Source organism: Coleofasciculus sp. FACHB-542 (assembly GCF_014695825.1).
Taxonomy (GTDB): domain Bacteria; phylum Cyanobacteriota; class Cyanobacteriia; order Cyanobacteriales; family FACHB-T130; genus FACHB-T130.
Map to the genome: position 1 here is coordinate 91,786 of NZ_JACJPB010000050.1, position 21,370 is coordinate 113,155.

Annotated in this window: 16 protein-coding genes; 8 read left to right on the forward strand and 8 right to left on the reverse strand. The window is 45.9% G+C overall.

The window, feature by feature from the left end:
- Positions 1 to 44 precede the first annotated feature (44 nt).
- The 5 genes from H6F52_RS20275 to H6F52_RS25870 all read right to left on the reverse strand — a co-directional run bounded on the left by H6F52_RS20275 (position 45) and on the right by H6F52_RS25870 (position 5,090).
- Positions 45 to 290 (reverse strand): hypothetical protein, encoded by a 246-nt coding sequence (locus tag H6F52_RS20275; RefSeq protein ID WP_199300650.1) that lies wholly within the window; start codon positions 288 to 290, stop codon positions 45 to 47.
- A 158-nt stretch (positions 291 to 448) separates the two neighbouring features.
- Positions 449 to 1,867, reverse strand: a complete 1,419-nt coding sequence (locus H6F52_RS20280) for a PP2C family protein-serine/threonine phosphatase (RefSeq protein WP_190536565.1) — start codon at positions 1,865 to 1,867, stop codon at positions 449 to 451.
- Positions 1,868 to 2,331: 464 nt separating this feature from the next.
- Positions 2,332 to 2,463, reverse strand: coding sequence for a hypothetical protein (locus H6F52_RS26205; RefSeq protein WP_277881982.1), 132 nt, complete (start codon positions 2,461 to 2,463; stop codon positions 2,332 to 2,334).
- 258 nt (positions 2,464 to 2,721) lie between these two features.
- Positions 2,722 to 3,705, reverse strand: a complete 984-nt coding sequence (locus H6F52_RS20290) for a GntR family transcriptional regulator (protein WP_190536566.1) — start codon at positions 3,703 to 3,705, stop codon at positions 2,722 to 2,724.
- Between the two features lie 233 nt (positions 3,706 to 3,938).
- A complete protein-coding gene (locus tag H6F52_RS25870; protein WP_242034009.1) occupies positions 3,939 to 5,090 on the reverse strand; it encodes a polysaccharide deacetylase family protein in 1,152 nt (383 codons plus the stop codon).
- A 367-nt stretch (positions 5,091 to 5,457) separates the two neighbouring features.
- On the opposite strand from H6F52_RS25870, the gene H6F52_RS20300 reads away from it, so the two are divergent.
- The 4 genes from H6F52_RS20300 to H6F52_RS20315 all read left to right on the forward strand — a co-directional run bounded on the left by H6F52_RS20300 (position 5,458) and on the right by H6F52_RS20315 (position 9,750).
- Positions 5,458 to 6,204, forward strand: coding sequence for a dienelactone hydrolase family protein (locus H6F52_RS20300; protein WP_190536567.1), 747 nt, complete (start codon positions 5,458 to 5,460; stop codon positions 6,202 to 6,204).
- A gap of 62 nt (positions 6,205 to 6,266) precedes the next feature.
- Positions 6,267 to 7,169, forward strand: a complete 903-nt coding sequence (locus tag H6F52_RS20305; RefSeq protein WP_190536568.1) for a S1 RNA-binding domain-containing protein — start codon at positions 6,267 to 6,269, stop codon at positions 7,167 to 7,169.
- Between the two features lie 414 nt (positions 7,170 to 7,583).
- Positions 7,584 to 8,189 carry a glutathione S-transferase family protein gene (locus H6F52_RS20310; RefSeq protein WP_190536569.1) on the forward strand — a complete coding sequence of 202 codons (606 nt, stop codon included), beginning with the start codon at positions 7,584 to 7,586 and terminating at the stop codon, positions 8,187 to 8,189.
- Positions 8,190 to 8,466: 277 nt separating this feature from the next.
- A complete protein-coding gene (locus H6F52_RS20315; RefSeq protein ID WP_190536570.1) occupies positions 8,467 to 9,750 on the forward strand; it encodes a S41 family peptidase in 1,284 nt (427 codons plus the stop codon).
- Between the two features lie 197 nt (positions 9,751 to 9,947).
- Here H6F52_RS20315 and H6F52_RS20320 read toward each other — a convergent pair whose 3' ends face one another.
- The gene (locus H6F52_RS20320) at positions 9,948 to 10,811 is read right to left on the reverse strand and encodes a fructosamine kinase family protein (RefSeq protein ID WP_190536571.1); all 864 of its coding nucleotides are present in this window, start codon (positions 10,809 to 10,811) and stop codon (positions 9,948 to 9,950) included.
- Between the two features lie 114 nt (positions 10,812 to 10,925).
- Complete coding sequence (locus H6F52_RS20325) at positions 10,926 to 12,224, reverse strand: pitrilysin family protein (RefSeq protein ID WP_190536572.1); 1,299 nt, start codon at positions 12,222 to 12,224, stop codon at positions 10,926 to 10,928.
- Positions 12,225 to 12,839: 615 nt separating this feature from the next.
- On the opposite strand from H6F52_RS20325, the gene H6F52_RS20330 reads away from it, so the two are divergent.
- Together H6F52_RS20330 and crtD are read left to right on the forward strand one after the other, a co-directional pair.
- Entirely contained in the window at positions 12,840 to 14,519 is a 1,680-nt protein-coding gene (locus H6F52_RS20330; RefSeq protein WP_190536573.1) for an ATP-binding protein, read from the forward strand.
- 48 nt (positions 14,520 to 14,567) lie between these two features.
- Entirely contained in the window at positions 14,568 to 16,097 is a 1,530-nt protein-coding gene (crtD, locus tag H6F52_RS20335) for a C-3',4' desaturase CrtD (RefSeq protein ID WP_190536574.1), read from the forward strand.
- 291 nt (positions 16,098 to 16,388) lie between these two features.
- On the opposite strand, the gene H6F52_RS20340 is transcribed toward crtD, so the two are convergent.
- Positions 16,389 to 16,862, reverse strand: a complete 474-nt coding sequence (locus tag H6F52_RS20340; protein WP_190414619.1) for a DUF4383 domain-containing protein — start codon at positions 16,860 to 16,862, stop codon at positions 16,389 to 16,391.
- Between the two features lie 373 nt (positions 16,863 to 17,235).
- Here H6F52_RS20340 and H6F52_RS20345 point away from each other — a divergent pair, with 373 nt between their 5' ends.
- Both H6F52_RS20345 and H6F52_RS20350 read left to right on the forward strand, forming a co-directional pair.
- Positions 17,236 to 20,202, forward strand: coding sequence for a PAS domain S-box protein (locus H6F52_RS20345; RefSeq protein WP_190536575.1), 2,967 nt, complete (start codon positions 17,236 to 17,238; stop codon positions 20,200 to 20,202).
- On the forward strand, positions 20,180 to 21,301 hold the full coding sequence (locus H6F52_RS20350; RefSeq protein ID WP_190536576.1) for a response regulator: 1,122 nt from the start codon (positions 20,180 to 20,182) through the stop codon (positions 21,299 to 21,301). The genes H6F52_RS20345 and H6F52_RS20350 overlap by 23 nt, the downstream gene beginning before the upstream one ends.
- Positions 21,302 to 21,370: the final 69 nt, after the last annotated feature.

A 21,370-nucleotide genomic window follows, 5' to 3' on the forward strand; every position in this document is an offset into this window, starting at 1 on the left:
TCAACCTTCGACCTTTAACTTTTTAAACCTTCAAACGCTATCCACTAAGCTGTAATCCCTCGAATCAGGTAGCCAAAAAACAGCCCGATTAACAGTGCCCAGACTTGCCCTGATTTAATGAAGTAGTTAAAGGCATTCTGCATCTGGTCTAGCACTTTTGGGTCTCTGATTTGCTGCGCCAACACGGGCCAATTGATTGGCGAGTGCGAAAACCACAGCGATACACTATCGTAACTGTGGGTCAAGTTGGGCAACCAACCGATGATTTCGTGCATTTCATTAAGCACCATGACTCTGATCTCCTCACAACAAATAGAGATGTTGGCAAAGGTTGCTCGCGCATCCGTTCAGATTGTTATTAACACAAAGCTGATGTCTTTGCTAGTGGGGGAGTCTGTGATTGGTAATGAGTAATGGGTATCGGAAATGACCCATGACTCATTACCGATTAACTTTTGACCTGCATCACCACTAGCGTCATATCATCTCCGTTCCGACTGGATGGACCGATAAACTGCTGTACCTGCTCAAATAGGTAATCTAAAATCGCTTGGGTGCCGTTGCAATGCTGGCAAGCCCACTGGAAGGTGCGGCTCAGCTTTTCTTCGTCAAAGCGATCGCCATTTTGATTTGCCGCATCGGTAAAACCATCGGTGTAATAAATAATCGTGTCCCCAGGATACAGCTGGACTTGGGCATCTTCATACTGGGAATCGGCATCCAGACCAATCAGCATTCCCCAGGTATCCAAGCGCTTGATGGAACGGGTTGATGCCTGCCATAACAAGGGAGGATGGTGGGCGGCATTACTGTAAGACAGAATCCGGGTTTGCGGATCGTATTCGGAATAAAACAGGGTGACAAACCGATGGGAGTTTTCCAAATCGGCATACATTACCCGGTTTAAATGTTGCAGGATCTTCGCCGGTGAGTGCCTGTTTAGCACTTCGGCTCGCAGCATCCCCCGCGTCATCGTCATGATTAGACCCGCTGGGACGCCTTTGCCCATGACATCCCCGATTACCAGGCTCCACGGAACCGATCCTCTTCGGGCAGTTTCCACTTCCGAATCACTGTCTGTTTGGGGGCGCAGCTGGTCATAATTGGCGGGAATAAAATCATAGTAATCTCCGCCGACGCGACTAGCCGTTTGGCACTTTGCCGCTAGTTCGACTCCATAAATATTCGGACATTGTCGCGGTAGTAGGCGCAGCTGGATATCGGCACCAATTTCTAATTCTTTATCTAGGCGTTCTTTTTGGCGTAGTTCGACGGTAAGTTCATCGTTTGCGATCGCAACTGCTGTTTGATCGGCAACTAAGCGCACCAACTTCTGTCGGGTATCTGTCCAAATATATTTGGGATCGCGGCTGAACACATAAAGACGCCCTCGCTCTGCATTTTTTACCAGAATCGGAGTGCCAAATACCTGAATGTCTGGCCCTAAAAACCGAGTCAGTTGAGCATCCAATGATGGCGGTGTGGCGACCCCCTCTGCCGTTGTCGAGAGATTACTCGCCTGACGGGTTGCGGCGTTAAGCGCCTTGCGAATATCCTGACAAGATTGACCTTCCTGACAGTGCAGGCGTTCTAGCCGCACCTGACCATTCGGCAAAAACCGGATGAGAATGCCGCCATCGGCATCTGTGACCCGCGTTGCCATCAGCGGAATCAACTCCAAAAACTGATTCAAGTTATTGAAGCTACGCAGGGCAAACCCTAACGACGAGAGCAAGTCTTGAATCTTGCGCTGTTCTCGATGCAAACGCGCCACCAGTTCTTTGAGCGCGAAAACAGGCGTCGTTTCGGCGGTGGTACCGCCGTCAGGTAAGGGAGATGGCTGGCGAGGAAGGGGCACAGCAGTCATAGCATCAGGAGTTAGAGTTCCGCACAAAAGTTTGTTTTAGCTGTCAGGATATCTTTACAGATTCTGGCTTAAGAATTGCCAGTTTTGGCAACGGTTTGGGGAAAACGCCTTTGATTTAAAAAAAATTAAGAAGGCGTTAGAGCAAAATTGTTCCCGATTACTATCGCAACAGTTGCCAGTTGCAGCTAGCCGTCCGGACGCGATCGCTAAGCAAAAGGAGCCGGCTGTTCTTGAGGTGTAAATATACCCTTAATTGCAGGTTATGCCAATCACCCGGAGGGGCTTTTTGAAAACTTCTGCATAAGTCTATAGACGGAAATCACCATAACTGTCGCTATAGTAAACCCGATCTATACCAAAGCGCCCCTTATTATGTTTGATTGGTTCATCGGCGGCATCGCCTAAGAGTAGCAGACAGCAAACATATACGTGTGGAGTGATTTTACAAGCCAAGACTGTAAATTTTAACCGGATGGCGCGTGTATCCCTAAAGTAAAGATTTCTTCCAAACGAAAGTCTGGAATGGGATCGGGTTGGAAAGCTTTAGCAGCAAGGTGTTTCTCAATGGCATCTTTTAAACCCATCGAAGGTTTCATCTAAATCGTCATCTTTGCTCCGATTGCTTCTTGCCGATGTTTCAACAGGGAATTGCCAATTTTAGAAGGGGTTTCTGAGTGAAAAACTTGAATCTCTGATGAAGACCCTAGAGCATCTGGATCGTCCAAAAGTTCAGCCTGAACCGAAGGGTGCAGGTGGGTAATCCCACCTGAATCGGCACTTTAGACTGCCAAATGGGATGAGCTAGACTGTCTGAGCGTCGAAATCCGATCGTTGAAATCTAAGATCCAAAATTGTTAACCTAAACCGAGTTCGCGCTTGAGCAAGTTAATTGACTTGGTGCCAATATAGTTTTCGCTACATAATAGCTCCGGAGGACGAATAATGTCTTCACGGGCGGCGGCGACTGCGGCTTTGACGGTGGCAAAACTGGCGCGATCGCTAACAATCGTTTGGGCACTGCGAACGATCGCGTTGAGTTTGTAGGCGTCTTTTACCTGGGCTGTCATCACCAGCAAATCATCCCCGCGCAGGCTGTGGATCAGAATTTCTGCAACTCCAAGAATGCCTGAGCTGAGACTCACCAGACCCATACAGCTGTCTTTAGGCAGGCGTTGAACCAGCTGGAGTTCTTGAGCGTAGTCGTAAATATCGACGGGGATGACGCGCACCGCTCGTGGGGCTGCGATCGCTTCCGCATCCCCAATAAAATAGCGGCTAGTCACCACGGTGCCGGAGTGGGTTTGATCGAGTATTTTACTGAGTTCCTCCATCGGCACCAACTGTACGGGTATCCCTAAAGATTTTTCCAGTTCCTGAACCATCAATTCCCCAGCACCGATGTCTCGTGACGGAACCGTGACCAGCACTCGCGCACTACAGCGTAAGCGCCAGTCAACTTCTGCTAGAAATAGTTCTCTGGCTTGGTTGAGGGTGCAACCTTGGTTGAGCAGTTCATCCAGGCTGTGCTGCACCAGCTTGTAGGCATGGGGATATTGTTCGTGTATGGGGCCGCTATGTCCAGTGCCGCCCTCGTTTCCTTGGGCTTTGACATAAATTCCCGATCCAGCTTGGGATTCTACTAATCCAGTGTCTTCTAGCTGCCGGTACACCTTGCTAATGGTATTCCGGTGCAGACCTGTCTGCATTGCTAGCTGCCGAGTGCTGGGCAATCGATGACCTGGGGGAAACTGTCGCGAGGCGATCGCAAACTGCATTTGGTCAAATAGCTGTTTTGACGCTGGAATTTCACTGTCTGGTTGAATATGAAACTGAACCATTTACGAGCCTCCAAGGACTCTGATTCTCATGAAGCCGTGAGAAGGGCAATTCTTTAATAGCATAATGCGCTACAGAAGCTGAGTTATCGCCCTGGTTTTTCAAGATTCTGCCTCCTTCTCACTTGATCTATCTAGTAGAGACGCGATCGCATCAGCACATACGCTCTTAGCGCTACTTGCTGCAAGTCTTCTACAAGCCAGCATCTAAACTCCAAAAAAAGTCTAAAACGCTCTCACCCAGGGAAATACTGTTCGGGTTGTTCTCCGGGGGAGTGCGGAAATTCCTCTAATCGAGGGGGAATCTGTGTTTCTGCTTCCCCGCTAGAAACGGAATCAGTAGCGTCTGTTGTCTCTTGCCTCTTTAGTAGTTCCGGCAAGGTGACAAACTGATATCCCTGCTTTTTGAGTTTTTCAACGATCTGGGGTAAAGCTTGAACCGTTGTCGAATGGTTGCCGCCACCATCATGCATCAGCACAATAGAACCGGGGAAGGCACTCTTGAGAATGTTTGTGACCAATTTGGGCGCGGTGAGGCGGTGGCGGCGACTGTCCGCTGAGTTAATCGACCACATCATCACGGCGTAGTTGTTCTTTTGGGCGTAAGCCGCTAACCCATTTTGCAAGTTGCCGCCGGGAGGGCGGAAGTAAGCGGTTGTGACTCCGGTTATCTTGTAGATGAGTGCGGCTGTATCATCTATTTCCTTTGCCGCCGTAGCCTCGTCCATCTGACGATAGGAGTGATGCCAGGTGTGGTTGCCAATGGCGTGACCTTCAGCAACCACTCGTCGCGCTACGGCTGGATAACTTTGCAGTTGCTCTCCTACCCAAAAAAATGTGGCTTTGATGTCGTTTTTCTTGAGGATGTCCAGCACTTGCAATGTCGTTTTCCCCCAAGGGCCATCATCAAAAGTGAGGGCGATGACTTTTTTCAGATTCTTCGGCTTTATCTGATAAATGGTTTTTCCCTGATACTCGGTAGGCACTGGGAAGGTTTTTTCGGCTGCGGGTGAGAGAGCGATCGCCCAAGGCGTTGTTTCACTGGGCGAATTTTCGGGTGTGGCAATGGGGAGTTGCTGATGAACTGGGTTTGATGGTGCGATCGCCCATACACTTGGCGATTGAGAAGCCTCTGCCGTGTCAGCGGCGCTACTTCCTGGCGGTATTATTTCCCTCGGCGGCGAATTTTCGGGTTTGACACTGGGGAGTTGTTGAGCTTCCGGCTTGTCCTGACGAACCTCTATCGCAAACTGATGCTGAGGGGAAGTTTGAGGTGACGGCTCGATGATTTTATTGACGATGAGCGCCGTTAAGGTAACGATAGCGATGAAGGTAAGTTGCGGAGTGAATAATCCGGCCGGTTTTTCTTTTTCTCTCCAGTCTGCCAAGGTCGAACTCCTTCTCTTACCCCTTGATACTTTTTGATTTTTAAGGATTACAAAAGCTAGTTATCGTTCTCGATCGCTCTCTCCAAAAACCACTTTTTCGACAGCCAGCAACTCTTCAATAACCGCACAAAACTACACAATAAAATAAGCTAAAATTACAAAATATTTAAAAAAATGATTTTTTTTAAATAAAAAAGTTATGGTTTATTTTAAATAATATTTTCTTCATAAAAAAATTCGAGAAGTAGGGCAGCAATTTTATGAATTTCTAAATACTTTATTACAGTAAAAAGTAGGGCAATTTGCTGGTAGACAAAATAGTAGCACTATCTGCTAAAAAAACAGCAGAGGACAGAGAAGAATTATCATGACAGATAGCAAGATTCGGGCAAAAAACCTCAAAATTGCCAATGGCGATCTAGAAATTGCGGCTTACCTGGCAATGCCAGAAGGGGAGGGGCCTTTTCCAGGCATGATGGTGTTGCAGGAAATTTTTGGAGTGAATGCCCACATCCGGGAGGTAACAGAACGAATTGCCAAAGAAGGCTATGTAGCGATCGCGCCTGCAATCTTTCAACGCCAAGCACCGGGTTTTGAAACCGGCTACACTCCGGAAGACATTCAAATTGGCAGACAGTACAAGGATCAAACTCAAGCCTCAGAACTACTCGGCGATATCCAGGCGGCAATTAATTACCTCAAAAGCCTGCCCGAAGTCAAACCTGTCTTTGGCTGCATCGGCTTCTGCTTTGGGGGTCACGTTGCTTACCTCGCCGCGACTTTACCCGATATCAAAGCCACAGCGTCATTCTACGGTGCTGGCGTTGCTACTAACACTCCTGGCGGCGGCGAACCAACGATCGCACGCACAAAAGACATCAAAGGCACGCTTTACGCCTTTTTCGGCATGGAGGACGCCAGTATACCCGCCGAACAGATAGATCAAATTGAAGCGGAGCTAGAGAAACACCACATTCCCCATCGTGTCTTCCGCTACGATGGAGCTGACCACGGGTTTTTCTGTGACCATCGCGCCAGTTACAATGACACCACAGCCGCCGATGCCTGGAAGCAGGTAAAACAGCTGTTTGAACAAGAACTTCAAGCGGCATAATTTTTTCCCACACTAGCAATCAGCGAGTTGGGAATTACTTTTTTTCAATCAACTAAGTTGTCATGAATTCCAAATCGACCTCTTCTCAAGATGCAAAATCGTCATTTTCTATGGACGATTTTGCCAAAGCTCTCGAACAACACGACTACCAATTTCACAAGGGGCAAGTCGTGCGCGGTAAAGTGGAAACCCACGAAAGTGATGGTGCCTATGTAGACATTGGCGGCAAGTCTTTGGCTTTTTTACCTGTTGATGAGGCGTCGTTGAGACGGGTAACAGATTTATCCATTGTGCTGCCGTTGCAGGAAGAACGGGATTTCCTGATTATCCGAGAGCAAGATGCAGATGGTCAGGTGACGCTTTCAGTGCGGCAGATGGAGATCAAGCAGGCGTGGGATAACCTGGCTGATATGCAGGAAGCGAATCAAACAGTCCAAGCCCGTGTCACTGGCATCAATAAGGGGGGCGTTACGGTAGAAGTGCAAGGGTTGCGGGGGTTTATTCCGCGATCGCACTTGGTGGAACGCGACAACCTGGAATCCCTGGTTGGTGAGAAGCTAACTGCTAGCTTTTTGGAGGTTTCTGCTGACACGAACAAACTGGTGCTTTCTCAACGGCAAGCGACTCGTTCTGTTGCCATCACTCAGATAGAAGTTGGGCAGTTAGTTGAAGGGAAAATTACTGGTGTGAAGCCCTTCGGTGTGTTTGTTGATTTGGACGGGATCACTGGTTTACTGCATATTAAGCAAGTAAGCCAAACTTACATCGAATCTTTAGCATCATTGTTTCAGGTGGGTCAAATAATCAAAGCGTTGATTGTTGATATCGATGAAAGTAAAGGTCGGGTTTCTTTGTCTACCAGAGTCTTAGAAAATCATCCAGGAGAAGTGCTGGAGAATATGGCTGATGTAATGGAATCAGCTGAAGCGCGTTCTGAACGGGCCAGGAAAAATCTCACCCGATAGGTGTTAGGAAGAGAGTTTGCGATCGCACTTGGTAATAAAGAGTGCGATCGCTTTTGATTTGAAGGGTGCGATCGCCGCCCTGCGCCTAGACGCATCTCCGCGTACCCGATTTATTCGCTAAGTGTTTCCTCACCTTAATCTTGATTTGATGAAGACGAAAATCTTCAGCAACCGTCTTTCTTGCCTTGATTTTATCGAAAAATAGCTTCGACTCCCTCAACAGTCAGCAACTGAACCCTTAGTTATCGATTTATTTGCTGGGTGTGGAGGGCTGGCTCTCGGTTTTACTGATAAAAGCGATATGTGCTAGCTTATGCTTCGGGCAAGCTTCGCCTGTGACAATACTTATTGCTAACGCTCGCGCACTTGCGATCGCGTCCTGAAATCTACTATTGAAGTAGTTTAGGTATAAATATGCTCAAATTGTATCAATTTTTCTCTTCTGGTAATTGTTACAAAATTCGTCTTTTACTGACACAACTGCAAATTCCCTTTGAGAGCATAGAACTGAATATTCTCAAAGGCGAAACTCGGACTCCAGAATTTTTAAGCAAAAATCCCAATGGTCGGATTCCTGTCTTGGAAACAGAATCAGGTCAATTCCTGGCAGAATCCAACGCAATTCTTTTTTATCTGAGCGAAGAAACTGATTTTTTGCCAACGGATAATTTTGAAAGGGCAAAAGTGTTGCAATGGTTGTTTTTCGAGCAGTATAGCCATGAGCCTTATATTGCTACTTCCCGATTTTGGATTTCTATCCTTGGCAAGGCGGAAGAATATAAGGAGGCACTTAATCAAAAGCGCGAACCTGGTTATGCAGCGCTAACGGTTATGGAAAAATATTTAACAAATTGTAATTTTTTTGTGGGAGAACGCTATACGATTGCTGACATTGGGTTGTTTGCTTACACCCATGTAGCGGATGAAGGTGGATTTGATTTAACAAGATTTCCAGCAATCCAAGCTTGGCTGGAACGAGTTAAAGCTCAGCCTCGGCACATTAGTATCGCGCAATTATAATAGAGTTTGGTATGGGGATGTATGATAAGCGATCGCTTCATTCGCATCCCGTAATTTAGGTAACTGTACCTAAACAAACCTATCTGTAAAACCATTGGTTAGTACCGCCTACCCTACAACATCTAGTAATAAATTTGGAACCTGCGTAGGCGGGTTTTGTCTGTGTAGGCGCGGTTTCTAAACGCTAGCATATTTTTGTAAAAATGGGATAGTTTCTACCCTGATTTAAGTAGCTGATAAGCTATACTGGCTGAAGATAAATTGAAATAATCAAACAATGATAAAGTTTAAAAAAATTAACCGATTTTTGGCTAATATAAGTCTTAGTGTTTTAGTTATTCTTGCCTTATCATTTTTCCTCCTACCCGTCAGTTCAAAACTTCAAGAATCACCGACTTTAGGCGTATTTGAAGAAGTTTGGCAAACCGTCAACGACAACTTTTTTGACCCAAAATTTAATGGGGTTGACTGGAAAGCCATGCGAGAGAAGTATAAACCTTCAGTCAAGCAGGCAAAATCTATTGATGAAGCATCCGTTGTCATCAATCAAATGCTAGCTGAGTTGCATACTTCTCATATAGGCTTTTATCCGAAGTCACAACCCGCTTACTACCAACTTTTGGGTATATTTAATCAAGGTCATTTCTTAGAAAAAATACAAAAGTTATTTCCCAAAGGCTTAGAGTACACCGGAATTGGAGCTTTCACTAAAGAGATCGATGGGAAGACCTTTATCACTGGTATTCTTGATAACAGTTCTGCTGCTCAAGCGGGACTCAAAGTAGGCGACCAAATATTAGCAGTTGATGGCAATCCGTATCAGCCAATCGAATCTTTTGTTAACAAAGCAGGGAAACAAGTTAGTATATCGATTCAACGAACTCCCGATTCAAGCAGCAAGAAGAATGTAACTGTAGTTCCAAAAATAATAAAACCTAATACAGTTTTCTTGGACGCGATGCGGTCGAGTATTGAAATAATCGAAAGCAATGGTAGAAAACTAGGCTATGTACATATTTGGTCGTATGCGGGCGATAAATATCAGGACTTACTGGAAGAAGAAATTGCTTATGGACGGCTTAAAGATGCGGATGGGTTAATTTTAGACCTAAGAGACGGCTGGGGTGGAGCTACTCCGAATTATCTAAGTATTTTTTCCGAAAAAGTTCCAGTATTAACCCAAATTCCCAGAGATGGAATAAAAACTACCTTGGATTACCAGTGGAGAAAACCCGTTGTGATGCTGGTGAATAAGGGAACCAGAAGCGGAAAAGAAATTTTAGCTTATGGTTTTGAGCAGTATGGAATTGGAAAAGTCGTTGGTAGTCAAACAGCAGGAGCAGTTGTTGCGGCTCGTCCTTTCTTGCTCAAAGATGGTAATCTTCTTTATCTGGCGGTCGTTGATATTTATGTGAATGGAGAACGCTTAGAAGGAAAGGGCGTGAAACCAGATATTGAAGTGCCGTTCCAGTTAGAATATGCTCAGGGAAGCGACCCTCAAAAAGCGAAAGCTTTAGAGGTTCTAGCTGAAGCTGTTAAGAATCAGAATCGAGGGGCATAATTGCATTGATAACCTCTTTTAGAGACGCGATTAATCGCGTTTCTACTATAGCAATCCTATTTGATTTGCGAACATATTTTTTTAAACGAACCGCAAAGACGCCCTAGCGGAGCCATGCGCGTTAGCGCTATAGAGCGCGAAGAAAAGATAGAAAGAGAGAGTTTACAACTTATTTAGGATTGCTATATCTCTTTCTACTATCTCAAAATCCGCTCAATCATCCCGTTGGCTTGCGAACTATAGCCGCCGCCAAACAAATTAAAGTGGTTGAGGATGTGATAGAGATTGTAGAGGGTTTTCCGGCGCTCGTAGCCTGGATCTAGAGGAAATACTTCGTTATAGCCGCGATAAAAGGCTGCGGGGAAGCCACCGAAAAGTTCTGTCATGGCGATATCAACCTCGCGATCGCTATAATACGCCGCCGGATCGAAAATGACGGGTTCTCCCGATGCCGTAAAGCCTGCATTTCCTCCCCACAAATCGCCGTGAACTAAGGATGGTTGAGGGTGATAATCCGCTAGCAGTTCGGGAATTGCCGCCAACAATTGCTGCTGTTGGGGAAAATGACCGCCGCGACGCTTTGCTAACTGAAATTGATAGCCAAGACGATGTTTGGCATAGAATTCCGCCCAATCTGCTGTCCAAGTGTTAACTTGTGGGGTGGAACCAATAGTGTTATTTCTGTCCCAGCCGAAGGCGTCTTTTCCAGCGCATTTGTGCATCGCCGCTAACTTCCGTCCCATTTCTTCCCAAGAATGGGAGTCGCCGCGCCCCATTTCCAGCCACTCCAGTACGATATAGGCAGAATTCCCGCTGGTGCCCCAGCCAATCGGTTTTGGAACCCGAATCGTGTGAGTTTCCTGCATTTGCTGGAGTCCCAGCGCCTCCGCCTCAAACATATCAACCAAAGACGCTTGGTTGATTTTGATGAAGTAGGTGCGTTGCCCATCGCTGACAGCATAGCCTTGATTGATGCAACCACCACTCACCGACTGCCGCTGCTGACTTTGAAACTTTTCACCCGTTAGGCGAGTGATTTGAGCGTCTATTTCTGTCCACATGGGAGAAATTTTAACCCAGAGTCACGCTAAAGAAAGCACAAAGGTACGCCAAACCAGATTGATTCCTTGGCGTACCTTTGCGTTAACCTTTGCGTACCTTTGCGTTAAAAAAAACTAGCTAGCTGGCTTGATCGCAACCACACCATAAGCATCACAAGAGAGATACTGTTGAGCTGCTGACTGGAGATCCGCCGCTTCCAAGGCTTGAATCCGAGCCGGGTAATTCAATGCTGGAGCCAAATCACCCATCATGGTTTGATAGTAGCCGTATAAGTTAGCGCGATCGCTTGGCGTTTCATTCCCGAAGACAAACCGATTCGCTACTTGCGTCCGGAAGCGGGAAATCTCTGCCTCACTCACGGGTTCTGTCTGGAGGGTGCGAATATGAGCAAGAATCGCCGCTTCTACCTCTGCCAAATTCTCTACCGGCAACTGCGCCCCAATATAGAAGACGCCTTGATGCCGATGGCTCATATTGCTCACCCCAATATTCGTCACCAGGTGCCTGTCTTCCCGCAAATCTCGGAACAGCCGCGACATTCGACCTTGTCCCAGAATCACGCTCAACACATCCAGCGCGTAAGTATCGGATAAGTGCGTCATTCCAGGCACTCGCCACATCATCACTAACCGCGCTTGCTGCAAGCTTTCATCAACATACTCGCGGCGGACAATTTCCCTAAAAGCAGGTTCGGGAGTGAGGGTTGAGGTGATAACTTCCTGACTTTTGGCTTCTGGCGGCTGAGTGCTGACTCCTATCTCCGTCAATCCCGCTGCCACAATTTCAATTAATTCCTCGACAGGCAAATTGCCCACAACTGCCGCTGTTATCGATTGGGGTTGATACTGACTGGCGTGGAAATCGCGCATCTGCTGCGCCGTCAGCTGCTCAATCACCGCTGCTGGCCCAAGTACCTGACGCCGGTAGGGCAGGGTGTCAAATGCCACCTCCATCGCCCGCTGGTAAGTCCGGCGGCGAGGATTGTCTTCCGAGCGGCGAATTTCTTCTAAAACGACCAATCGCTCTCTTTGAAAGGCATCCTCTGGAATGCTGGGATTTAGCACCACATCTAGTTGCAATGGTGCCAAATGGGCAAAATCTTTAGGAGCTGTTGTGATGTAGTAGTGGGTATAGTCCTGACTGGTGGCTGCGTTTGTTACGGCACCCCGCTCTTCAATCAGTCGCTCGAATTCTCCACTGTTGAGCCTTGGCGTCCCCTTAAACACCATGTGTTCTAGAAAGTGAGCCATGCCGTTGATGGGGTCTGGCTCATCGGATGAGCCGACATTAATCCACACGTTTAGGTTAACGGCTTCGACGGGCATCTGCTCCGCCACAATCGTTAAACCGTTAGGTAGGCGGTGGAGAGTCGGGGCGTTGAGTGGCGTAGATTTGAGCAGAGTTGAGGTCATGTGTTCTTCGGCGCTGGACTATTTCTCCTTTTATCTTACTCAGTCTGCACCTGTCTCCTCAGCCAGCTCCCCAGCATTGCGCGATCGCTCTCTAGATGTTTTTAAAAAGTTGCCCGCTCCTTTCGCCTTTAACACATATTTCCTTTCCGTGCCATTTTTTCAAGTTAATTAAGAAAGTCAATCATTCTTTAAAATTTGCCTTATTGATTAAAATTTGTTTATTTATGTATTGGGAAATACCTTGATTATGAAAGATTTATTTTAAATTTTTAAAAGCTTGAAAGAAACTCTGTATTTTTAGATAAATTTAAGAATTTCAGAGGCTTTATCAGTCTAGAGACAGATACTATGGCTTAGTCTGATAGACCAGACTAAAGCTTCATTTAACTGGAGTCAGTTGTACTCATGCTGAGTGGATTTTCAGGAAGTACAAACACCATCATTGCAGCTGGTTATTATACAACTGCGTTTTTGATTTATCGCGGTTTTCTTCGAGGGCAGCATCTACTCAGCAATCCATTAGTACTCGTAACTGTAGCAATCTTCTTGAGCTGTGCTATAGAACATTCAGTGCAGCTTTTAACATTAGTCTTTGGTGGGCAAAACAGCTCCCCAATGATACTGACAATTCAGGGAGGAGTTGTTCCAATCATGGCTTTAGTCGTGGGAGCTTTCATGGCTGTGAGGCGTTACTACTCGCTCCTAGTTGAAAACTTCCGAATCCAAAAAAACACGAAAAATCAACTGGCTCAGGCTAAGGCTGAGTTGGAAAGAGCGAACGCCAATTTGGAAGTTTTGGCAGCTCGTGCTAAAAACTTATTGCAGACAAATCAACAATTAGAAAGGGAAATAATTGAACGCAAACAGGCACAAAAAGCAACGGCAAATACTCATAATTTATTGAATTCCATCGTAGAAAATCTGCCACTTGGAATTTTTATTAAAGAAGTGAATGAATTGCGATTTGTATTCTGGAACAAAGCCAACGAGGAACTCACTGGTTATTCTCAGGAAGAAGTGTTAGGCAAGAACGACTATGGCATTTTCCCGCCAGAGCAAGCTGATTTCTTCACAAGTCGCGATCGCGAAGTGTTGGCATCTGGGAAACTTCTGGAGATTCTGGAAGAGCCAATCCAGACAAAACATCAAGGTTTGAGGATTCTGCACACTAAAAAAATCCCGATTTTCGACGAAGCGGGAACTCCCCAATATTTGTTGGGCATTTCCGAAGATATCACCGAGCGCAAGCAAGCGCTGGAGGCTTTAGGAGAATCGGAAGCTGCACAAAGCAGCGCGATCGCGTCTCTGCAACAACAAGCAGTCCAGATGAAAAAAGCGATGCAGACGTTGCAAAGCAGTCAATCCCAACTGGTTCAGAACGAAAAAATGTCCAGTCTGGGGCAGTTAGTTGCGGGTGTTGCTCACGAAATTAATAATCCAGTCAGCTTTATTTACGGCAATCTCGCTTACGCAGATCAATACACCCAAAATTTGCTGCATCTTCTACAACTTTACCAGCGTTATTATCCCGATCCAGTCCCAGAAATTGAAGCGTATAAGGAAAATATCGATCTAACTTTTGTCATAGAAGACCTATCGAAGATACTCTCTTCTATGAAGCTAGGGGCAGACCGCATTCGCCAGATTGTTCTGAGTTTGCGGAATTTTTCTCGGCTCGATCAAGCAGAAATGAAGGCGGTCGATATTCATGAGGGGTTAGATAGTACGCTGCTGATTTTACAGCATCGAATGAAAGCAAAGGGGGGAAATCAGGGAATTGAGCTGATCAAAGAGTACGGCAATCTCCCGCTTGTGGAGTGTCACGCTGGACAGATGAACCAGGTGTTTATGAATATCCTCAACAATGCGATTGATATTTTAGAGGAGTACAGCTATCAGCACTTAGCGATCGCAACCATCGAGAATTTGCATACGCACTCTCTTCAGTTAGGTCAAACTCCCCCCATTTCCAATACTCAAGTGCCAGTTGCTTCGATTAGAATTCGCACTGAGGTTGTCGAAATTGATGACTGTCCTCAGGTGGTGATTCGGATTCGAGATAATGGCTCTGGCATCCCCCCAGAGGCGATAACACGACTATTTGACCCTTTCTTCACCACGAAACCTGTTGGCAAGGGGACAGGCTTGGGTTTATCCATTAGCCATCAAATTGTGGTCGAGAAGCACGGCGGGGTTCTAACGTGTTCCTCAGAACCCGGACAAGGAACAGAGTTTTACATTGAAATCCCGATTGTTCATCGTCGAGCGCGAACCTGTCAGGAAGCCGAAACTTAATGTAACGTAATATTAAGTCTCGGAAGAGGGAATCCTCGTTCTCAATTCATGCCAAGCTGTCATGTTGTCGTTATCGGTGCTGGAATTGGTGGTCTCACGGCTGGGGCATTACTGGCTCGTCGAGGCTACTCAGTCTTAGTTTTGGATCAAGCTCTGGTGCCTGGGGGATGTGCTTCCACGTTCAAACGCAAAGGATTTACCTTTGATGTGGGAGCGACTCAGGTGGCTGGACTGGAACCGGGGGGGATTCATCACCGGATTTTTCAGGAACTAGAAATTGAAATCCCAGCAGCGACGCCTTGCGATCCAGCTTGTGCCGTGTATCTACCGGGAGAAACCGAACCGATTAACGTCTGGTGCGACCCCCAAAAGTGGAAGGCGGAGCGAATTCGGCAGTTTCCCGGAAGCGAACCATTTTGGGAGTTGTTGGCGACTTTATTCCGAGCCAGCTTTGCATTTCAATCGCGCGATCCGGTGCTACCGCCGCGAAATTTGTGGGACTTATGGCAACTGGTATCGGCGGTTCGTCCCGATACTTTGATTACTTTGCCCTACACTTTTTTGACGGTGGGGGACGCTTTGCGGGGATATGGATTGGGGGATAATCAGCGTCTGAGGACGTTTCTCGATTTGCAGCTCAAGCTTTATTCTCAGGTGGATGCTGAAGAAACGGCTCTGCTCTATGCAGCAACAGCTTTGAGTGTTTCCCAGGAGCCGCAGGGACTATTTCATCTCCAAGGCAGTATGCAGGTGTTGAGCGATCGCCTAGTCTCCTCTTTAGAGAGAGATGGTGGCAAGCTGTTGATGCGCCACACCGTTGAACGTATCCACACCACAAATGGCAAAGCCACTGGTGTCGTCATTCGCAATCAAAAAACCGGCGCTGTCTGGACGGAACCCGCCGACCATGTCGTTGCCAATGTCACCGCCCAAAATTTGGTGCAACTTTTGGAAGCAGAGACACCAGAGGGAATTCCTAGTTCGCAACCCAAAACCCAAAATCGCTATCGTCGTCGAGTCGATAAACTTCCCCCATCGTCGGGAGCATTTGTGGTGTATCTCGGTGTCGATCGAAGTGCGGTTCCCTCAGGATGTCCGCCGCATTTGCAGTTTCTCTACGATTATGACGGCCCGATTGGAGAAAATAACTCCCTATTTGTCTCAGTGAGCCACCCTAAAGATGGTCGCGCCCCAGAAGGTAAAGCAACTATCATTGCGTCTTCCTTCGTTGACACTCGGAATTGGTGGCAATCTGAAGATTATAAACAGCGAAAGCAACAATATACCGAGGAAGCGATCGCTCGTCTGAGCCAATTTTTTCACTTGACACCAGAAACCATCGTCCATCAAGAAGCCGCTACACCCCGCACCTTTGCCCGCTTCACAGCACGCGATCGCGGTATTGTTGGCGGAATTGGTCAGCGAGTTTCCACCTTTGGCCCCTTTGGCTTTGCCAATCGCACACCTGTTAATCATTTGTGGCTAGTAGGAGATTCCACCCATCCCGGCGAAGGAACCGCAGGCGTCAGCTACTCCGCCCTCACCGTGGTGCGCCAAATCGAAAATACCAAGAATTGATTCAGATGCAAGTGTTACAAATATAGCAATCCTATTTGAGTTGTGAGCCAGCCTTTCAGATCCCCGACTTCTTTCTCGAAGTCGGGGAGCTCGCGTTTACGAATCATTTAGGACTGGATCTAAGTGTTATTAATATGCGCTTATTAATATGCGCGGTAATTCCGTTTAAAGCTTACAGAAAACCAGAATACCTCGGCTAAGGTAAAGGCATACTGATTTTCTGTAAGGCAATCAGCGACGTAAAACTCAATCGGATTCGACAATCGACCCGCTATTAAACGCTACCCTTTTTTAGCCCTCGTTACGAGTACCGCCCTGTTGTGGCGTGCTTAGTTCCAACAAATCCGGTGTAGCAAAAAAGCCAAAGTACACTGCGATCGCGGCGGTGACTGCATGAAGCCAGACATCGTTGCCAAAGATTGGGATCAAGCCCAAGGTTGACTGGGTAGCCGGAAAAAGCCCCATTAGCGTTAGCACCCCATAGAAAATTCCCAAAACTCCACTATAGAGACGAGAACTGTCTAAGGCGATGGATGCAAAAATTCCCAGAAGTCCTACGACAAGGTGAACAACATTATGTAAGACATTGATGGGGAATAACCCTAGTAAGTAACCGTATCCACTTGTGTATCCAAGACCCGCCATATCAGGCGTAACCGTAGGCGCTTTCACAAAGGCGGGAATAAATCCCATTACACCACAAAGGAAAAAGAAAATGCCGATAATTAACGCAAATTTTTGCGCTGGGTTCATGCCTTTCATCATTAACTTCCCGTACAAATTTGTATTTAATCTAAGCAGGATTATCAGCTCATTCGCCTTTCCTAAGGAAGAGGTCTTGAATCTACCCAGAGAAAGGGTTTATGTTAAAGGCGAATGTAGTCGATCGTACAACTGTAGCCAACTTAGACTACTAACCTACACTGATCGCTTGTCCCGTCTTAATTTCAGTAGTTGTTTATAAATTAGATTTGTAAATTCGATGGGTACAAAGAGGAGCTGTTAGCAATTAATTCACGCGAATTAGATAGCAGTGTAACTTCAGAATAATTAGGTAATGCTCGCTATCGAGGCGGTTGAGGTAAGGCAAAAAATCACTATTGCAAACGATTAAACTTACTCCGAAGGTCAAAAAAATATGCGTAGATTGGGAAGGCAAGTGCGCTCTGTGCAGGCTGTGCTAAAACCACAATTAATCCGGAAACTCAAAGCAGAAAAAGCTAAACTACTGCGCCAATATCATAATTGGCTGGCTAACCCATTGATCGCAGACATTGTTGTTAATTCCCGCGATATCACCAAACGCAAAGCTGCTGAAGCTGTACTGAATCAGGCGAACGAAGCCTTAGAAATTCGAGTTGAGGGTACTACTGCATTAACAGAAACCAACCATCAATTGCGGCAAGAAATTATCGAAGGCAAAAAAGCTCTGGATGAGTTGCGAGAAAGTGAAGAACGGTTCCGTTGTTTGAGTAGCTACTCGCCAGTGGGGATTTTTTTGGCAAATATGGAGGGGTGTTGCATCTACACAAATCTCCGCTGTCAAGCCATCTGTGGCTTTACCTTGGAGGAGAGTTTGCAAGAAGGGTGGTTGCAGGTGGTTCACCCAAGCGATCGCGATCGCGTCTTTACAGATTGGTTGGCACATACTCGTGAACGGAGAGAATACTCTGACGAGTTTCGCTTTCAAACTAAGGAAGGAATTGTGCGTTGGGTTCGCGTTCGGTCTTCACCGATGTTCTCCGATCGAGGAGAATTTATCGGTCATGTTGGAATTTTAGAAGACATTAGTGAAAGCCTGCGGCACGCTACGCTACGCCAGCAAGCAGAGGAACAGCTAACACAGCAGCGCAGCCAGCAGAAAGCCATCCTCGATAACATTCCCCATTTAGCTTGGTTAAAAGACAAAGAAAGCAGATTCATTGCCGTCAACGAGGCATTTGGTAACGCCTGCGGACTCGAACCAGAAGACTTAATTGGGAAGACAGATTTAGATATTTGGCATCCAGATTTAGCCGAAAGATATCGAGAGGACGATCGAGAGGTGATGAAAATCGGCAAGCACAAGCGTGTCGAAGAACCCGCAGTCTACCAAGAAGGAAAAATGCTATGGACAGAAACAATTAAAACCCCAATTTTTAATAACACCGGGGAGGTAATCGGAACAACCGGGATTGCAGTCGATATCACCGAGCGCAAGCAGTCAGAGGAAGCACTCCACCGCCGGGAACAAGAGTTTAAAGCACTGGCTGACAATTCTCCTGATATCATTTCCAGATTTGGCAAACAATTGCAACATTTATATGTCAATTCCGCTGTAGAACGAGCAATCGGAATATCCCCACAAATCTTTATCGGCAAAACTCATCCAGAGTTAGGAATCCAACCAGAAATTTATATTCCTTTTCAACAAATTCTTCAAGATGTGTTTACAACAGGTCAGCCACACGTTTTTGAAAGCAAGTCCTCAGTCAGCGGAAAATGCTATCAAGCTCGTATCGTCCCGGAATTTGCTTTAGATGGGTCAGTGGAGTCTGTGTTAAGTGTCGCTCGTGACATTACTGAGCAAAAGCAGACAGAGGAAGCGCTCCGGGATGCACTTCAGAGACTAAACTTTCATTTTGAAAACTCACCCCTAGCGGTCATAGAGTGGGATTGTAATTTTCGGGTGTCGCGTTGGTCGTCGGAAGCAGAAAAAATCTTCGGGTGGAAAGCAGAGGAAGTCATTGGCAAACATCCCGTTGAGTGGCAGTTTGTCTTTTCTGAAGACGTGCCAACTGTCGATAGTGTTACTCAGCGGCTAATCGATAGCAGCGAACAGCGTAATGTTTCCCGCAACCGCAATTACACTAAGAATGGTTCGGTTGTTTATTGCGAATGGTACAACTCGGCATTATTAGATAAATCGGGCAATTTAGTATCAGTGCTGTCTCTAACTCTGGATGTAACCAAGCGCAAACAGATGGAGGAAGCGTTGCGGGAAAGCGAAACCCGCTTCCGGATTATGGCTGACAACGTGCCTGCCTTGATTTGGATGTCAGACGTTAATTACAAGGGAACATTTTTCAACAAAGCTTGGTTAGATTTTACAGGACGCAATCTTGAACAAGAACTAGGCAACGGTTGGTTAGAAAGTGTACATCCTGATGATTTACGATGTTGCTTGGACACCTATAAATCAGCCTTCAATACTCGCCAACCAGTGCGAGTGGAATACCGCCTCAAGCGTGCTGATGGGAATTATCGCTGGGTTTTAGATACGGGGATTCCGCGCTTCACACCTGATGGCAGCTTTGCGGGTTACATCGGCTCGTGCATAGATATTACGGAGCGCAAACAGGCAGAAGAAGAGATTTTGAATGCTTTGGCAAAAGAGAAAGAACTGAGCGAACTGAAATCTCGCTTTGTCTCTATGACTTCTCACGAGTTCCGCACGCCTTTAAGCATTATTCTGTCTTCTTCCGAATTACTAGAATATTATGGCGATCGCTGGACTCAAGAGGAAAGATTAGAACAACTTCATCTCATTCAATCCTCTGTTAACCACATGACCCATCTGTTAAATGATGTGCTGACATTAGGGAGAGCCGACGCAGCAAGATTAAACTTTAATCCGGTATCCCTTGACCTAATTGAATTTTGTCGGACAATTATTGCCGAAATCCAACTTACCGCGAGCCGTGGGCATAAGATTGTCTTTACCAGCCGATACCAATTTCTGAGTGCTGGTATGGATAGAACGTTGCTGCGACAAATTTTAAATAATTTGCTCTCAAACGCTATTAATTATTCACCAAATAACAGCAATATTTATTTTGAAGTTAGTTCCCAAGACGGAGAGGCTATTTTAGAAATACAAGATGAAGGAATCGGGATTCCTCTGGCAGATCGATCCCGATTGTTTGAACCGTTTCACCGGGGAACAAATGTCGGCAACATCAATGGTACGGGATTAGGACTGGCAATTGTTAAAAGGTGTGTAGACTTACATCAGGGTAGGATCATATTAGCCAGTAAAATTGGGATTGGCACGACATTTAAAGTCGTTCTTCCTTTAAATAACAGATTGACCAGTCAGACCTGTGAAAAAGATTCTGGTGATTGAAGATGAGCCAGCAGTTAGAAGCAACCTTCTCAAACTCCTCAAGGCTGAGGAGTTTGATGCCATTGGTGCGGAAAACGGTTTGGTGGGAGTGCAGTTAGCGAGGGAACACGAACCCGATTTAATTATTTGTGATATCATGATGCCCAATTTTGATGGTTACAGCGTGCTAACTCAATTGCGCCAAGACCAGATAACGGCAATGATTCCGTTCATTTTTCTCACCGCTAAAACGGAGAGAGAAGACTTGCGCCAAGGGATGCAACTGGGAGCCGATGATTATCTGACGAAGCCGTTTACCAGAGCAGAATTGCTAGGCGCGATCGCTACTCGGCTAAAAAAACAAGAAGCTGTGACACTCCTGCAAGGGAAAATCCAAGAACTCCAGCAGCTCAATATTCAAAAAGATGATTTGCTTGCTAGAGCTTCTCACGATTTGCGAACCCCTCTAGCCAACATGAAGCTGATTATTCAAATGTTGGAAATCATTTCTAATGAAGAACAACAGCAACAATATAGAGCGCTATTAGAAGCTGAATGTATTCGGGAAATAGAACTAGTTAACAATATCTTAGATTTGCATCGTTTAGAATCGGAAAAAAAATTAATATCTCCAGAAACTTTAATTCTAAAATACTGGCTTCCGACTTTAATTGAGCCATTTAAACCTGGAATAGCTCAGCGCCAGCAAATTTTAAATATTGATTGTTCTCCCGATCTTCCTCCACTGATTTCAGACCGGATTTGTCTGGAGCAAATATTAATAGAGTTGATTGGAAATGCTTGTAAATATACCCCCTCTTTTGGTGAAATATCCATTAGTGTCTATGTGGATTATTCAATAAATATTAATTCAAGCTCAAATTCAAGAGTAAACTTTAAAATTACCAATCAAGCAGAAATTTTAAATACAGAATTACCTCGAATTTTTGAAAAATTTTACCGCATTCCTAATGGTGATATCTGGAAAGAGGGAGGAAGTGGATTAGGGCTATATTTAGTGCAAAATTTGGTCGAAAAAATAGGAGGAACCATTCAGGCTCAAAGCACACAAGGATGGACTACATTTACTGTGCAACTACCCATTCAGACAAGTGCTTAAATAGAAAAATGTAATTAAATACCAATTGACATAGGTACTAGGATATCGGTGATTTCTCCTTTCCTGGCT

Coding starts and splice junctions, on each gene's coding strand:
- H6F52_RS20275 (WP_199300650.1), bottom strand. CDS start 290: ATGGTGCTTAATGAAATGCACGAAATCATCGGTTGGTTGCCCAACTTG.
- H6F52_RS20280 (WP_190536565.1), bottom strand. CDS start 1,867: ATGACTGCTGTGCCCCTTCCTCGCCAGCCATCTCCCTTACCTGACGGC.
- H6F52_RS26205 (WP_277881982.1), bottom strand. CDS start 2,463: ATGAAACCTTCGATGGGTTTAAAAGATGCCATTGAGAAACACCTTGCT.
- H6F52_RS20290 (WP_190536566.1), bottom strand. CDS start 3,705: ATGGTTCAGTTTCATATTCAACCAGACAGTGAAATTCCAGCGTCAAAA.
- H6F52_RS20300 (WP_190536567.1), top strand. CDS start 5,458: ATGACAGATAGCAAGATTCGGGCAAAAAACCTCAAAATTGCCAATGGC.
- H6F52_RS20305 (WP_190536568.1), top strand. CDS start 6,267: ATGAATTCCAAATCGACCTCTTCTCAAGATGCAAAATCGTCATTTTCT.
- H6F52_RS20310 (WP_190536569.1), top strand. CDS start 7,584: ATGCTCAAATTGTATCAATTTTTCTCTTCTGGTAATTGTTACAAAATT.
- H6F52_RS20315 (WP_190536570.1), top strand. CDS start 8,467: ATGATAAAGTTTAAAAAAATTAACCGATTTTTGGCTAATATAAGTCTT.
- H6F52_RS20320 (WP_190536571.1), bottom strand. CDS start 10,811: ATGTGGACAGAAATAGACGCTCAAATCACTCGCCTAACGGGTGAAAAG.
- H6F52_RS20325 (WP_190536572.1), bottom strand. CDS start 12,224: ATGACCTCAACTCTGCTCAAATCTACGCCACTCAACGCCCCGACTCTC.
- H6F52_RS20330 (WP_190536573.1), top strand. CDS start 12,840: ATGATACTGACAATTCAGGGAGGAGTTGTTCCAATCATGGCTTTAGTC.
- crtD (WP_190536574.1), top strand. CDS start 14,568: ATGCCAAGCTGTCATGTTGTCGTTATCGGTGCTGGAATTGGTGGTCTC.
- H6F52_RS20340 (WP_190414619.1), bottom strand. CDS start 16,862: ATGATGAAAGGCATGAACCCAGCGCAAAAATTTGCGTTAATTATCGGC.
- H6F52_RS20345 (WP_190536575.1), top strand. CDS start 17,236: ATGCGTAGATTGGGAAGGCAAGTGCGCTCTGTGCAGGCTGTGCTAAAA.